The organism is Paracnuella aquatica, from assembly GCF_003332885.2.
Classification (GTDB): domain Bacteria; phylum Bacteroidota; class Bacteroidia; order Chitinophagales; family Chitinophagaceae; genus Flavisolibacter; species Flavisolibacter aquaticus.
Genome location: NZ_QOWJ01000002.1, coordinates 15,424 through 31,008, shown reverse-complemented (window position 1 = coordinate 31,008; position 15,585 = coordinate 15,424). Strand labels below are relative to the sequence as shown.

Genomic DNA, 15,585 nt, shown 5'->3' with positions numbered 1-15,585 from the left:
CCATGACCACGAAAAAAATTGTGCTGCAGATACACCTCTGGCTCGGGCTCCTGTCCGGGCTGGTGATTTTGTTCCTCGGCGTTACCGGTTGCATCCTGGCGTTTCAGCGGGAAATTGAATCGGCAACGCAGCCTTATCGCTATGTGCAGGCGGAGGCCAGGGCGCAACTAGCCCCATCGGTGCTGCAGCCCATTGCCGAAAAACAACTGCCCGGCAAGCATGTGCATGCCGTGATGTACCAGGGCAGGGAGCGGGCCGCCGAAGTGATTTTTTACCATTACGATTTGGCCACCAACACCATCAGCTACTATTACCACGTGTATGTAAACCCGTACAGCGGTGAGGTGCTGAAGGTGAAAAACATGGACACCGATTTTTTCCGCGTGGTCACCATGGGGCATTATTACCTGTGGCTGCCGGCGCACATCGGGCAGCCCATTGTGGCGTCGGCAACGCTCATTTTTGTGGTGCTGATGATATCGGGGCTGGTGCTGTGGTGGCCGCGCAACAAAGCGGCCCGCAAACAGCGCTTTAGCATTAAATGGAATGTGCGCTGGCGGCGCCGTAACTACGACCTGCACAATGTGCTGGGTTTTTACATGACTTGGCTGGCCATTATCCTGGCGTTTACCGGGCTGGTGTGGGGCTTTCAGTGGTTTGCAAAAGGTGCTTATACGGCGGCCGGTGGCCAAAAGGACTTGCTGTACACCGAGCCGTTTTCCGACACTACTGCATCCCGGGCAGCAGTGGCCAATGCGCCAGCCATTGACCAGGTGTGGCAAAAAATGCAGGTGTTGTATCCCACCGCCGAAGCTATTGAAGTGCATCCGCCAGAGTCGGCCGCATCGCCTATTGCGGCCAACGCCAACCCCGACCGCGCAACGTATTGGAAAATTGACTACCGCTATTTTGACCAGTACACTTTAAAAGAACTGCCAGTGGATCATGTGTTTGGCCGGTTTGGCGAAGCCGCCTTTGCCGACAAGCTTTTTCGCATGAATTACGACCTGCACACCGGAGCTGTTATTGGCCTTGCCGGTAAAATACTGATGTTTTTTGCCAGCCTTATTGCAGCATCGCTGCCGGTTACAGGCTTTGCCATTTGGTGGGGACGGCGGCGTAAAAAAAGCCCTGCTAAAAAAGTGGTGAGCACACTTGAGCCTGCAGTGGCGTAAGGAGTAAAAAGCCAAAATTCAAAAGTAAAAAGGGCTGTAAATCCAAAACCGGGATTTTTACTTTTGAATCTTGGCTTCCCGTTTATCTATTCCTCGTAAATAGGAATGGATGCTTCCAGCTCACAGCCCTGGCCGGGGCCGCTGTTGATCAGGAGCTGGCCTTTCACACTTTCGGCACGGGTGGCCATATTGCCGATTCCAATGCCTTTGCGTTTTTGACCCGGGTCAAAGCCCTTACCATTGTCGCGAACCTGGCAAACCAGCACGCTATCTACGCGGTACAGGCGCACCCATACCTTGGTGGCTTCGGCATGCTTGAGTATGTTGGTAAAATGCTCCTGCAAAATGCGGTAAATGGTGAGGTGCACATCCTGCGCCACCTCCAGCGCTTCAATACCGTTAGTATCAAGTTCAATTTCCAATTTGTCGGTAATGCCGATGGTTTCGATGAGTTCGGTTACCGATTCGCGCAGGTTGAGGCGGTTAAGCGAAGGCGCCGACAACCGTTTGGAGAGGCTGCGTATTTCATTGATGGCATCCTGCAGCAGTGCAATGGATTTGTTCACCAGCTCACCGCTGTCGCCAATGCCATCGCGGCAAAGCTCCTGGTATAACTTAACGGTGGTGAGCACCTGGTTTACATTGTCGTGCAGCTCGCGGCTTACCTGCGACCGCTCCTGCTCCTGCACCTTTATGGCCGCCGTGGTAATCATTTGCTGACGTTGCTGCTGTTCGCGGTCCAGCACCTGTTGCAGCTTTTTGCGTTCGGTAATGTCGGTGGCCATCGAAAAAAAATGCAGCAATTTCCCTGCTTCATCAAACACAGGCTGACACAGGATTTCTGCCCAATAAGTGTCGCCGCTTTTTTTATAAGCCAGCACTTCTATCCGGAAGGGTTCACACTGGGCCATTTTTTCCTGGGCCATGGAAAAATGGTTTGGTCCGGTGCTGGGTCCGTCAAAAATGCTTCCAATAGGTTTGCCAATGGCTTCATCGGAGCGGTAGCCGGTGATGCGGGTAAAAGCTTCGTTTACCCAAATTACGCGGTGGTCCAGGCCGGAAATGGCAATAATGTTATCGGTTTGCTGAGCCACCAGCGACAGGCGGCGCAGTTCTTCTTCTGTTTGTTTGCGCTGGGTTATGTCGCGAATGAATACAACAAGGCCATCAGGCGAAGGATAAATAAAAATATCGAAGGCCATATTTACCTGGGGCCTAAATGTTTCAAAATGAACCGGCTGTTGTGTGGTCAATGCCTGTTCGTAACGCGGCCTGAATACCGTGGCGATTTCCGGCGGGAAGCAATCCCAGATAACCTTGTACATCACAGCGTCCTTTGGGACTTGCAAAATGTTTTCGGCTTCCTTATTCCAGAAGGTAACGCGGAAGTTGCGGTCCATAGCCACAAACCCTTCATGGATCCGCTCCAAAATCGATTCGAGTAATTGGTCCTGTTTGCTGCGGTAAGCTTCGGCGGCTCTTTTTTCGGTAGCGTCCCGGGCTATCGCAATCACCATTTGCTCCTGTTCGTCCCATTCGCCTACCCAAATTACAGGTACAATTGAGCCATCTTTGCGCCGAAAATTATTTTCAAAACCCACCACTTTGCCGCCCTTTTTGCCTTCGGCAAATGTGTGCAGCGATCGCTCCAGATCTTCAGGCATCACCAGGTCGGTAAAGGGTTTGCCCACCAGCTCTTGCGGCGCATAACCCCACAGCTGCACCGAAGCCTTGCTGGCCTGTACAAAGCGGCCGGCCGCATCGAAATAGCAAAGCACATCCAGCGAATAATCGAAGAGCCGCTGAAACTGTTGAATGGTGGGATAATACGGCGCAGTATGCAAGCTTGTGTTGTTTGGTTGATCACTCACCGGTGCAATATCATTAGAATTTTAATGTGTAAGGCGGCAAAGCAAAGCCCTATGTGGGTTATTCGTGGCCTATAAAGTTTACCAGGCCGCTTTGTAATATAGCAACATTCCGTTATTTGTAGTGTGTTTGCAGCGTGCTGTTTTTGCAATTTGCAGGTAGACCAGGGTGTTCCTTTTTTATTTTGGAAAATGCCGTGCAGTTGACGAAGTAGACATCAGCAAAAAAGAAAAGCCGGGTAGAAACCCAGCTTCGTTTTAAAATCCAATATCCTATGAAAAACCGATTAGGAATTTGCAAACCGCGTTCCAAAATTTTTCAAAGCTGCGAAATAACCTATTAAGCTCAACTATTGAGGTATTTTTACCTCATCAATAAAAAGTTGCCCCATTTATACCCCAATTTTCCTTTAACACAACCTTACCTATGGGCTTTTAATCCCAAAAGACATCCTTCCTTCTTAAAAAGCATGAACGCCCCAAACCCGTTCTGCTCACTATGAAAAAACAAATTTTACTCGCAGCCCTTTCTATTTTTTCCCTTGGTGCCTTTGCACAGGAAACGCCTTCTTTTGGTATTCGTGGCGGTGCCTCCATCGGCACACTCAAAGGCGATGCAACTTCCAGCCTCAACAGCCTTTTGGATTATACCAACGGCGCCATTAACGAAGCTTACCGCACTGGTTTTTACGGCGGTACTTATGTCAACATACCGCTGGGTAACGGCATATCGGTAGAGCCTGCACTTTATTATGCGCAAAAAGGTTACGAGCTCCGTGGCGAACTGGGCATCAAAGGCGCTGAATTCATCGGTGCCAATGCAAAAGCCCGTTTAACCACCCATTATATCGACTTGCCCGTGGTGCTGAAAGCCGACCTGGGCGGGTTCCAGGTGTTTGCCGGCCCGCAGGTTTCGTACCTAGCCAGCGCCGGTTTGCGCACCACTGCAGGCGTACTGGGTTTTAATCTTTTAAATAAAAAAATGGATGCTACCCAACAGTTCAACCGCTGGGATGCAGGCATTACCGGTGGTGTAGGCTACCAGTTTGCCAACGGCGTCAACATCAGCGCGGCATACGACCATGGCCTGTCGCGGGTAGATGCCGGACAAAATATGAATGCCTACAACCGCAGTGTAAAAGTGGGACTGGGCTTTACTTTTTAATTGATCCCTTGAAAGCTGCACACAAAAAAGCGACACCTGTTCAGGTGCCGCTTTTTTTATAAAAATGTGTTGCATTAAACTGCAGCCACTGCCGGTTGCACCACACGCTTCAGCGCCATGATGTAGCCTGAATGCAGCCCTTCGTGAAACTGCAAAAAGCTGATGGCGCTGTCGATGGAATCAATGTCTACACCATAGCGGGTGCTCCACGCCGGGTATTGCGTCCAGGTGCCAGCAGCAAGGTCGGCTTCCAGCTCGTCGAGTGTAGTAAACAGGAGTTCCTTGATGCGGGCAATGCCGGCGTCATCTACTTTGCCTTCGGGCTTGGTGCCGGGGCGGTAAGCGGCAATAATGCTTTCGTCCACTTTGGCGGGCAGCCCGGCGCGGAGGTAGCAAATGCCTTGCTGCGCAGCCACCAGGTGCCCCAGGTTCCAAATAATATTGTTATTAAAACCGACAGGTACTTCGTTGAGTGCATCGTTGCTCAGGTCGGCAATATTTTGCAGCAAGTAATTGCGGGTTTTGCGAACGGCGTCGATTTGTGCGTTCATAACTGTTCCGTTTAAATAAGTGGGTTAAGGTTGCAGTTTGATCAGTTGCCCGGGGCCTTCGGTTAGCACGTAAATGTAACCATCGGGGCTTTGTGCCACATGGCGTACCCGGCCAATATTTTCCAGCAGTTTTTCTTCGCCTTTATAGCCGGCGCCGTCCAATTGCACACGGGCTACATAGCGGAACGATAGGGCACCTACCAGCAGGTTGCCTTTCCAGCCCGGGTAGCGGTCGGAGGTAACGATGGCCATGCCGCAGGGCGCAATAGAAGGCACCCAGTAACGTACCGGGTTGGTAACGCCGGCCAGCTCTTTATCTTTTGTAAGGATGGTGCCGTCGTAATTGATGCCGTACGAGGTTTTGGGCCAGCCGTAGTTTTTACCCGGCTCAATCAGGTTCAGTTCATCGCCGCCTTTGGGGCCGTGCTCAATGGCCCAGATGCGGTTGCCGGCAGCATCGTACACCATGCCCTGCGGGTTGCGGTGGCCGTAAGTCCAAATGGATTTAGAAGCGCCTGCCTGTTTGGCAAATGGGTTGTCTTCGGGGATGCGGCCATCGTCGTAAATGCGGTGGATTTTGCCATGATCGTTGTCGAGCTGCTGCACTTTAGGTTGTGTGCCCCGTTCGCCAACGCTTACATACATAAAGCCGGCTTTATCCCACACAATGCGGCTGCCAAAATGGTAATCGGCGTTGAGTGCGGGCTTGGCCACAAACACATCTTCCGCATTTACCACCTGGTTGCCCTGCAGTTTAAAACGCGTAACCGCGGTGGATGACCCGCCGGGCATGGGTTTGCTGTAGGTAATGTAGATCCAGCCATTTTGTGCATAGGCCGGATGCGTCTGGATATCGAGCAGGCCGCCCTGGCCTTGCGCCACTACTTTGGGCACGCCGCTCAGTTTTTCGCCGGTAAACTTATCGCCCTTGAATACAAGGATGTCGCCGTTGCGTTCGGTTACCAGCATGCGGCCATCGGATAGCCAAGTCATGCCCCAGGGGTTGGAAAGGTCTTCGTATAATTTCACCACTTTAAAACTGGTGGTATCGGCAGCCGTGGTGGTGGCTTCGTTTATACCATCGGCTGGCTCGTTGCTGGTGTTGGCGCTGCATGCCGCAACGCCTAAAGAAAAGAGTAAGGCAAATTGATAAAACATATACTTCGGTTGTGTTCTGATTAGGGAGCGTGAATGTAAACAAAGGTAAGCGGCTTGCAATGAGGTGTGGGCGCTACATGCTTGTAGCGCTTTTATTTTTAAAAAAACAAAAAGCACAGGTAGCGGATTGTTGTAAATAAATGCGGTCAGGGTTGGGAAACCGTGGCTTTTGTAGCAATATGTTTTGCCGTAAGGCTATAAATAAAAAATGCCCCGCCCAGCAACAGTGCGCCGGTAATGCACACGCCGCTCCAGCCCCACCCCTGCCATACCCACAGCCCCAATGCCGAGCCGGCTGCCGTGCCTATAAAACTCACCGTCATGTACACAGTATTAAGGCGGTTGCGAGCTTCGGGTAAAAGCGCATACACACGGGTTTGGTTGCTTACATGTACCGACTGCTGGCCCAGGTCGAGCAAAATAATGCCGATGACCATTCCCACCACAGCATTTCCCCAAAAGTAAAATACCAGGTAAGACAGCAACACGGCTGATAGCCCATAGCCTATGGCTACCCGCGGATTGCCACGATCGGCACGGCCGCCAACAAGCGGCGCCACCAGTGCGCCGGCCACAGCCGCCAATCCAAACAAGCCAATGGCGCCGGAATTAAAATTGAAGGGCGGCCCCGAAAGGTGCAGCACCATGGTAGTCCAAAACAGGCCAAAAGACGCAAAGGTCAATGCATTGATGGCAGTGGCTTCCCGAAGCACCGGTTGCTCCTTAACCAGTGTAACCAGCGACCGCATCAGTTGCCCGTAATGCCCTTTAAAGGAAGGTGGTGTTTTTGGAAAAAGTGTTTGCATCAGCACCAGCAGCAGCGCCGAAATACCGGCCGCAATCCAAAACATGCCGCGCCAACCCAGCCAGGCACCAATAAGCCCGCTGATGGTTCGCGACAGTAATATGCCAATGAGCAGGCCGCTCATAATGATGCCAATAACTTTTCCGCGGCGGTGTGGTTGTGCCCAGTAGGCGGCGAGGGGTAAAATGAGTTGCGGCACTACCGAGGTGGCGCCAATAAGCAGGGAGGCCACGCTCAGCATAGCTAGTGATGTGGAAAGGGCGGCAGTTGCCAGGAACACTACGGCCAGGGCCGTGGTCACCACGATCTGGCTGCGTTTTTCAAACATATCGCCCAGGGGCACAAAAAACAAGAGGCCCAGGGCATAGCCCAGTTGTGTAAAAAAAGTAATGGTGCCGCCGGTACTTTCGGCCACGCCAAACTCGCGGCTGATGAGCACCACCAGGGGCTGGCAGTAATAGATGTTGGCTACGATCAATCCGGTGCACAACGCCATCAGCAGCACCTGTGCCGCACTAAGGGTGTATGGTTTCATGGTGAGGCGGCAAAGTTATGCGCATAAAGGCAGCTGCAATTATTTGCCCGCTTCGTCAAACCGGATCGCATCGGAACACGAAATTTTACTGTAGACAAACGGCTATGCTAATAAACAGCCGACTTATCCCCATTCCGGTGAATCCAAGCCATCAACGGTTATATTTGTACTGGGTAAAATGAGGAAACGATAGAAAGGATTAATGATTTTAGAACATTAGACAGCTAGATAACAATTAGTAGAAATTAAAGTCATTTTTTAGAAAGAAATGGGCGAAAAGCCAACCGCCGGCATTAGCCAGCGGTTGAAGTAGATGTGCGATTTAAAAAAGCCTGACAGAAAGAAAGACTGTCCTGATAGGCTTACGCGATGGCTAAAACTAGCTATCGTATTTGTTCGGTTGGTAAAAGAGCTATTCCAGTAGCTTAATCTTTCTTCAACCTTGAGAACCACAGTTCCAGCTGTGGTTCTTTTTCTTTTGTAACACGAAGCTAAACAAAATAACACATAATCACACAGAAGAAATACAGATACTACACAGATATCGCACAGATAATGCATAATTACAGTACAGATATTAAACAATCAGAAAACGAAATTTATACAAGTAGTTTTCTAATATCATCTTTTAAGATCTGGATTCTAATTCAATCCTTATTTACCCACTTCATCAAACCGGATCGCATCCAGGTTAAACAGCTCCGGAATCTTGGCGTGTTTGTCTTTATAAAAATCGCGGATGACGGCGGCATCTTTTTCGCGGTCGCCGGTCATAATCACTTCTTTGCCAAAACCCGCCACTTTATTTTTATAATCCAAATAACCCAGGTACACTGGCACGCCGGCACCCAGCGCCACATGGTAAAAACCGGTTTTCCAGCGTTCCACGCGTTTGCGGGTGCCTTCGGCAGGGATCATCAGCCTTAGTTCGTCGGTATTGCGAAACAATTGGATGATATAATCCACCAGTTTGGTACTGCGGCTGCGCTCCACCGACATGCCGCCGGTGGCCCGCATTACGGCACCGAGCGGGAAACGAAACAGCTCTTTTTTGGCCAGGTAGCGCAGCCGTGTGCCTGTGAGATAAGCGCAACCAAGCGAATACACAAAATCCCAGTTGGAAGTGTGCGGCGCCGCAATGACCACGCATTTTTTTACCGAAGGCGGAATGCTTTCGGCAGTGCGCCAGCCTTTGAGTTTAAACCACCAGCCAAACAGTTGAAATAGCAACATGCAAACAATATTTTTTAAGAAAAGACAACACTACGAAACGCCGGCAGTGATCTTGCCAATTTGGGCAAATGCAGTTTTGGCAACGGTTAGTGGGTCCTGCCCGTAATAGCCTTTGTTGAACACTTCCACCGAAACAATGAGCGGCCGATCGGGGTGGCGCAACGCCTGCAATTGCTGCAGGATGGGTGCTTCGCCCATGCCGGGATAAACACGGTCGCCGTCGGTAATATCCGCGGGCTTTATGGACAGGGGGTAATCGTTTACATGAAATATTTCCACCGCACCGGCACTGATCAGCGGCAGCGTTTCCATGGCAGAGCCGCCTTTGTACAGGTGGTATACATCGAGCAGCACTTTGGCTTGCGGGTGCCCGCTTTCAATGGCCACATAAGCCACATCGGCCAGGCGGTGCAGGTTTTTGGCAAAACCCCATAGCTCCAGGTGCGGCACCACGCCGGTTTGCTCACCCAGTTCCAAAATGGCGCGGTAGCGTTCGGCGGCACGTTGCAGCGAAAGGCCTGCCTCCTGCACGGCGCCCATGGGCGGTGCGGCAATGCGGCTGCAGCCAATGGCGGCCAGCAGTTCCATTTCTTTTTGCAGTTGCGCTATGCCCCGTTTGCGGCGGCCTTCATCATCCACCACCCATTCGGCAAAGCCAATGCTGTTGACCACTTCAATGCCCAGGTCTTTTAAAAGGGCATTTGCTGCCGTGGTGCTGCCACCGCCCTGCAAGTATTTTTGAAAGCTGTCCATCCAGATTTCAACCGCGCCAAAACCAGCTTTGGAAGCCACTTCCAGCTCTTTTACAAAACCAAGATTGTGGCCGCGAATGGTGGCCATGTTGAGGCAGGGAATAAAGACATTGGCCTTGGGCTGCTGCGGCACGGCCCCTGCCACGCGGGGCAAGAGGCTGGTAGCTGCAGCGGCGCCCATCAGGGAAAGCAGGTGCCGGCGGTTCATGATGTAATGCAATGTTGGTAACAGCGTTGAAGTTAGGGCAAACAGGCCACCCAAAACCGGGCAATGCTATTGGTTTATTGATTGGGGGCAACCCAAATGCGCTGCAATCATTTGTACATCCCCAATAACGTTGCCGTAAACAATATAGCCCTGCTTGCAATCGGTAAAAAAAGAGGGTAATTTAATCGGTGATCCTTTCCTGCCTGCTACGCTTTTAGCCCGTGCCTTTTTCAAAACTGTCCATTCTTTTTTCACCATAAACAAAAACACATGAAGCAGCTCTTATTTGTTCTGCTGGCGGCAGCAAGCCTCGGCACCGGCACAACAGTTTATAGCCAGCAAAGCGGCGGCACCAACCCTGTTGCCAAAGAAAAAACAAAAGCAAAAGCCAAAGGCGCAAAAGAGGCCATGCCGGCTGCCCGCATGGAAACAGCTAACAACAGCGCACTCCCTTATGTGCCTACTTACTCCGGCAAGTTTGCCATGGGCAACCCGGCACACAGCCGCATGGTGCTGAACCTGATCAAGGATTATGAAACCAATCTTTTTTCCATGTCCGATGCTTTTGCCGATACCGCCATTGTATTTTTCCCCGATGGTACTACGGTGCGGGGTATTGAAGCATTGACGGGTGCCTTTAAACAAATGCGTACCAGCGAACCCGATATGACCATCAATATATCGGCAGTGGTGCCCATGCGCAGCACCGACCGCATGGAAGACTGGGTGCTGGTTTGGGGCAATTCGGGCGGTACCACCAACCGGTTAGAGTTTCACCACATCTGGCGCATCAATAAGGATGGTAAGATCGATTTTTTGCGGCTGTACCAAGGCAAAGCCGCACAACAGTAAACAGGTCAATTTATTTTTATGCAAATGCAGCACTTATTTAGTGCTGCAAATTTTGGTGTTGTAGGGCACTCATCATTTGTTGGCGGGCCGCCATTGTCCACCGCCGTTTGCCATTTATCCGGGTAGTTTGCCGCTTGGCAAACAGGCGGTCTATTTTGCTCCAGCACAGTAACCCCTGTGCTCTATTTGCCGTTATAAATGCAGGATTCCGCTGCCAACAAAAACCTGCTGTTCTGTTATGCGATTCAGTGCCTTGCTATTATTTGCCTTGCTGCTTTTTTCGTTTGGTGTACAAGGCCAGGATGCGCCCCGGGTGGCCAGGCAACTACCCGCTGTGCGTACCGTGGCCGTGCCTAAAATTGACGGCGTACCCGATGAGGCGCTGTGGAAAGCCGCGCAGCCTGCTACCAACTTTGTAGAGTGGCGGCCCACTGCCGGAAAGCCCGAAGACAACACCAACCGCACCGAAATTTACCTGCTGTACGATAACACCTCCGTGTACATTGGCGGCTATTGCTACGAAAAATCAAAAGACAGCGTATCTACCGAACTGGTGGGCCGCGATGTAGTGGGCGTAAACGATTTTGTGGGTGTTATTTTCGATACGTACAACGATAAGATCAACGGCTTTGGATTTTATGTAACGCCGCTGGGCGAACAGTTTGATGCCAAATACTCCAACACTGCCGGCGAAGACGGCAGCTGGAACGGTGTGTGGGATTCGGAATCGAAGCTGATGGAAGGGGGGTGGAGTTTTGAAATGCGCATACCTTACTCGGCCCTTCGTTTTAGCAGCGCCGCCAACCAAACCTGGGGGCTGAACATTACCCGCCGCCGCAACAAAAGCGGCCAGCAATACATGTGGAGCCCGGTGGACCAGAAGATCAACAACTTTATGAGCCAGGAAGGAAGCTGGGTGGGCATCGACAAAATAAAAGCGCCGGTGCGGCTTTCGCTGTCGCCTTATTTTTCGGCGTATGCCAATCATTACCCGGCCAATGCCGCAGGCAGTAAAAATGTAACCGCTTCGGTAAACGGCGGCATGGATGTGAAATACGGCATCTCCGATGCGTTTACCCTCGATATGACACTGGTGCCCGATTTTGGCCAGGTACAAAGCGACAACCAGGTACTGAACCTGTCGCCGTTTGAAGTAAAGTACAACGAGAACCGCCCGTTCTTTACTGAAGGCACCGAGCTGTTCAGCAAAGGCAACCTGTTTTATTCGCGGCGTATTGGCGGCCAGCCCTTGCATTATTATGACGTTGAAGGAAGGCTGGGCAGCGGCGAACGCATTGTAAAAAACCCGCAGGAAGCCAAGCTGCTCAATGCCACCAAAATTTCGGGGCGCACCAAAGGCGGGCTGGGTATTGGTTTTTTCAATGCTATTACCAAACCCATGCGGGCCACTATTGAAGATGATGCAAAACACAGCCGCACCGTGGAAACAAGCCCGCTCACCAACTACAACATCATGGTGCTGGATCAAACGCTGAAGAACAATTCATCGGTGTCGTTTATTAACACCAATGTGCTGCGCAGTGGCAGTGATTATGATGCCAATGTAAGTGCGGCGATACTCGATATCAACAACAAAAAGAACCGCTTTAACTGGTACGGAAAATTTGCCGCCAGCCACCTAACTAACGTGAATGGTAAAAGCAGCACGGGCTATTCGCACAACGTATCGTTTAATAAAACAGGCGGCAACTGGTTGTTTACACTGCAGCAGGAAGTGGCCGATGCCAAGTACGACATCAACGACATGGGCATCCTGTTCAACAACAACTACATGGACCATTACTTTTGGACAGCCTACCGCTGGCTGAAACCCAAAAGTTTTTACAACCGCATACAGGTAAACTACAACGCTACATTAAGCCGCAGGTTTCAGCCCGGCGACCACCAGATTTTTTATACCAATGTAAACGCCAACATACAATTCAAAAACCTGTGGTGGGCCGGTGTATTTGTAGGCCGCAATGCAAGCGGCAACGATTTTTACGAAGCCCGCACTGCTGGCCGCTTTTACCGCACACCGCCATCGTGGCGCTACAACGTGTGGGTGGAAAGCAACAACGCAAAAAAGTATTATGTAAGTGCCGGTACATTCATGGCGTTCCCGGAAATGTTTTCGGGTAAACTTGTAGAAGCCAACCTGGAGCAACGCTACCGGTTCAACGATAAATTTTCGCTGACGCATACCGTAATGGGTGGACCATCGAAAAACGAAGCGGGCTTTTACAAGCTCAATGGCGATGAGATTATTTTTTCAAGGCGCAACCGCCTCACCTGGGAAAACATTTTGCGGGCTAAATATAATTTCAACAACAAGTCGGGCATAACGTTCCGGGCAAGGCATTATTGGAGCAAAGTGGAGCCGCAGCAACTGTACCAGTTGCAGGCCGATGGCCACCTGAAAGAACGTGCAGCCAACGGCACTGCCATTCAATACCAAAACATCAACTTCTTCAACATCGATGCTATTTATACGTTGCAGTTTGCACCGGGCAGCTTTATCAATGTTGTTTGGAAGAATGCCATTTACAGTTCCAACGATGCGGTAAACTTTAAATACTTCCGCAACTTGGGCCGCACTATTGATGCACCACAAAACAACAACCTGTCCATTAAAGTGCTGTATTACCTCGACTATCTTGATTTGAAAAAAGGCAGGAGCCGTAAGCAGAATAACTTGTAAAAAATAGAAGAGCACCAAGGCCCCAATAAAAACTTTTATAACAGATAAAGCGATGCGTTAGAACAGCCTTTTGCATACACCATCATAAAAACAAGAAGCCGGGTAGAAACCCGGCTTCGGTCTAAAATCCAATATCCTATGAAAAACCGAAGAGGTAAGTACAAACAGCATTCCGGAAAATTGTAAACGGAAAGGCGAGTAAATCAGCTCATCCATTGTGGATTTATTTGCTCATCCATAAAATGGGTTACACAAATCGCTTTTTCGTCAAAACTTTTCCGGTTATTGAATAGCTTTATCAGCTGTAGCTGCTGAGTGCTAATAAATTCTTTTAAAACGGCCTATATAAATTAAAAAATTCTCTATAAGAAAATATACTTTTGTGGAAAATCCGGTATACCTAATATCCTCCGCAATGATGCTTCCCAACATACAGGTTTCCCAAACTATCCTCGACAAAGCCCCCGTGATCATTTTGGTGATCGGTGTGGACGGGCGGGTAACCTACATCAACCAATGGGGTTGCCAGCTTATTGGCGCAGCAAAAGAAACAGTACTGAATAAAGATTGGATCGATGAATTTGTAGTGTCGGAAAACAAGGACGAAGTAAAAAGTTATTTCAACCAGGTTATGCGGCAGGAAACAAAGATCATGGGCAATTTTGAAAATTGCATCCGCTCTTTTAACGACGGGGTATTGTTTGTGAGCTGGAACAGCAACCTGATGCTCGATGAGGCCGGAAGTGTACAAGGCATCATCACCATTGGCGAAGATGTTACCGATAAAAAGATTTTGCTGAAAAAGCTGTTGAGCCAGGAGTCGGTTAACCGCTCCACCCTGAACCGCGCCATCGAAACGGCAAGGGCCAGCGAACGGGATGAAATTGCATCGGAACTGCACGACAACATCAACCAGAACCTGACCACCTGCAAACTATTGCTGGAGCAGGAGCTGCAGGGCCACACGCCGCTGCCCTTTGTATCGAAAGCATACACCATTTTAAAAGAAAGCATCAACGAGATCCGGAACCTCAGTCACCGCATTAGTTCGGGCTCGCTTACGTTCAGCGATTTTGAATTGTCGTTAAAAAACTCACTGGAAGAAATAAAACTGGCAACCGGTGTTAATTACCGCCTGAGCATTACCGGCAAAGATGCATTGAACAATGCGCCCATTGCCATTATTGCCAACATATTCCGCATCATGCAGGAGCAGTTGAACAATATTGTAAAACATGCCGATGCAGCTTCCATTCATATCGCGTTGCAGGCCGACAAAAATGCCATCAACATGGAAATAAAAGACGATGGCAAAGGCTTTAATCCGAATGGTGTAAAAAGAGGGTTGGGGCTAAACAATATTTTCAAACGTGCCGAACTCAATCATGGTAAAGTGTATGTAGATACAGCACCGGGGCAGGGCTGTCTGATATCGGTGATCATTCCGTTGGATTAAATACATTGGAAGATCTATAGCATAACCGGCACATTGCCGGTTTTTTTATGGCAAAAAATAAAGGCCGGGTAGAAACCCAGCCTCGTGTAAAATCCAATATCCTATGAAAAACCGAGGTAAAGGTAAAAACTTATTTGAATAATCAAACAAGCCCGGCCGTTTTTTATCCCTTTTATTGAAAAAAATCGCGGTTGTTGCGGTTCGTTTACTATTAAAAGGTAATGAGCATCAGCAACACGCTATGAACTAAAAGATTGCACGATCACATTTGATACAAGTGTTGTTTTTACAATTGTAAAATGGAAGGATTGAACCATAAAGATCAGCGCAAAAAAAAGCACAAAGAAGAAAACTAAAGAAGTTTCCTCTTTGTGCTTTTTGATGAATACCGCCAACCTTTTATTTACTGCTGACGCACTTTACCCGAGCCGGAAATAGATGCATTGATTACCGGTGTGCCGGTATAATAAACCGAGCCGCTGCCGGCAATTGTTACATCCAGCCTATCCGATACCCGTAGCCTTGTATCACCCGATCCGCTGGTGCGGGTTTGCACATTTTTAGCTGCCACACCTGCCAGGTTAATGCTGCCACTGCCGCTGATCTTCAGCTTTTCTTCGGTGGCGGTGCCGTTGAATACTTTAATGTCGCCGGAGCCGCTAATGGTAGCATCGAGGTAATCGGTAGCCAGGTGTTGCATGTCTATATCACCCGAGCCGCTGATGTCCATTTCCATAGCGGCGCTTTGAATATCGCCGGTGGTGCGGATGTCGCCGGAGCCGCTTACCCGCAGGCTACGCAGGCTCGGTGCCGTTACTGTTACCGATACACCATCGTGCAACCTTACCCGCACATCGTTTTCAAATTTGATCACCAGTTTTTCACCCGATACATAAGTGTCCAGCACCCGCAGAATTTCATCTTGTGCCCGCACTTCCACTTTAAATTCCGGTGCGATTTTAAAGTTTACATCGGCGCCCATCCGCAGGTCGATGCCGGTGAAGTTGGTAACGTTGCGTGTTTCATTAACCATTGGCCCATCGCCAACTACTTTTTTGCAAGATGCAAAGCCCAATGCCAGGGCCATTAATGCAATACTGAGATTTTTCATGATGTTATTTTGTTT

The 15,585-nt window shown here is 49.8% G+C and carries 12 protein-coding genes; 5 read left to right on the top strand and 7 right to left on the bottom strand.

Annotated elements, in window-relative coordinates; genetic code table 11:
* Positions 1-2 precede the first annotated feature (2 nt).
* Complete coding sequence (locus DRJ53_RS04860; RefSeq protein WP_114234485.1) at positions 3-1,175, top strand: PepSY-associated TM helix domain-containing protein; 1,173 nt, start codon at positions 3-5, stop codon at positions 1,173-1,175.
* 86 nt (positions 1,176-1,261) lie between these two features.
* On the opposite strand, the gene DRJ53_RS04855 is transcribed toward DRJ53_RS04860, so the two are convergent.
* Complete coding sequence (locus DRJ53_RS04855) at positions 1,262-3,019, bottom strand: PAS domain-containing sensor histidine kinase (protein WP_123893370.1); 1,758 nt, start codon at positions 3,017-3,019, stop codon at positions 1,262-1,264.
* A 523-nt stretch (positions 3,020-3,542) separates the two neighbouring features.
* Here DRJ53_RS04855 and DRJ53_RS04850 point away from each other — a divergent pair.
* Positions 3,543-4,208 carry a porin family protein gene (locus DRJ53_RS04850; RefSeq protein WP_114234483.1) on the top strand — a complete coding sequence of 222 codons (666 nt, stop codon included), beginning with the start codon at positions 3,543-3,545 and terminating at the stop codon, positions 4,206-4,208.
* 74 nt (positions 4,209-4,282) lie between these two features.
* On the opposite strand, the gene DRJ53_RS04845 is transcribed toward DRJ53_RS04850, so the two are convergent.
* From DRJ53_RS04845 to DRJ53_RS04825, 5 genes are all read right to left on the bottom strand, one after another.
* Positions 4,283-4,759, bottom strand: coding sequence for a DinB family protein (locus tag DRJ53_RS04845; RefSeq protein WP_114234482.1), 477 nt, complete (start codon positions 4,757-4,759; stop codon positions 4,283-4,285).
* A gap of 24 nt (positions 4,760-4,783) precedes the next feature.
* Entirely contained in the window at positions 4,784-5,917 is a 1,134-nt protein-coding gene (locus DRJ53_RS04840; protein WP_114234481.1) for a PQQ-dependent sugar dehydrogenase, read from the bottom strand.
* A gap of 146 nt (positions 5,918-6,063) precedes the next feature.
* Positions 6,064-7,257: an MFS transporter gene (locus DRJ53_RS04835; RefSeq protein WP_206609721.1), complete on the bottom strand. Its 1,194-nt coding sequence runs from the start codon at positions 7,255-7,257 to the stop codon at positions 6,064-6,066.
* A 654-nt stretch (positions 7,258-7,911) separates the two neighbouring features.
* Positions 7,912-8,490, bottom strand: a complete 579-nt coding sequence (locus DRJ53_RS04830; protein WP_114234480.1) for a 1-acyl-sn-glycerol-3-phosphate acyltransferase — start codon at positions 8,488-8,490, stop codon at positions 7,912-7,914.
* Between the two features lie 30 nt (positions 8,491-8,520).
* The gene (locus tag DRJ53_RS04825; protein ID WP_114234750.1) at positions 8,521-9,450 is read right to left on the bottom strand and encodes a sugar phosphate isomerase/epimerase family protein; all 930 of its coding nucleotides are present in this window, start codon (positions 9,448-9,450) and stop codon (positions 8,521-8,523) included.
* Between the two features lie 270 nt (positions 9,451-9,720).
* On the opposite strand from DRJ53_RS04825, the gene DRJ53_RS04815 reads away from it, so the two are divergent.
* The 3 genes from DRJ53_RS04815 to DRJ53_RS04805 all read left to right on the top strand — a co-directional run bounded on the left by DRJ53_RS04815 (position 9,721) and on the right by DRJ53_RS04805 (position 14,459).
* Positions 9,721-10,302, top strand: coding sequence for a nuclear transport factor 2 family protein (locus DRJ53_RS04815; protein ID WP_114234478.1), 582 nt, complete (start codon positions 9,721-9,723; stop codon positions 10,300-10,302).
* Between the two features lie 238 nt (positions 10,303-10,540).
* Positions 10,541-13,003 (top strand): DUF5916 domain-containing protein, encoded by a 2,463-nt coding sequence (locus DRJ53_RS04810; RefSeq protein ID WP_114234477.1) that lies wholly within the window; start codon positions 10,541-10,543, stop codon positions 13,001-13,003.
* Positions 13,004-13,418: 415 nt separating this feature from the next.
* Complete coding sequence (locus DRJ53_RS04805; RefSeq protein WP_114234476.1) at positions 13,419-14,459, top strand: PAS domain-containing sensor histidine kinase; 1,041 nt, start codon at positions 13,419-13,421, stop codon at positions 14,457-14,459.
* Positions 14,460-14,862: 403 nt separating this feature from the next.
* On the opposite strand, the gene DRJ53_RS04800 is transcribed toward DRJ53_RS04805, so the two are convergent.
* Positions 14,863-15,570 (bottom strand): head GIN domain-containing protein, encoded by a 708-nt coding sequence (locus DRJ53_RS04800; protein WP_114234475.1) that lies wholly within the window; start codon positions 15,568-15,570, stop codon positions 14,863-14,865.
* Positions 15,571-15,585 lie beyond the last annotated feature (15 nt).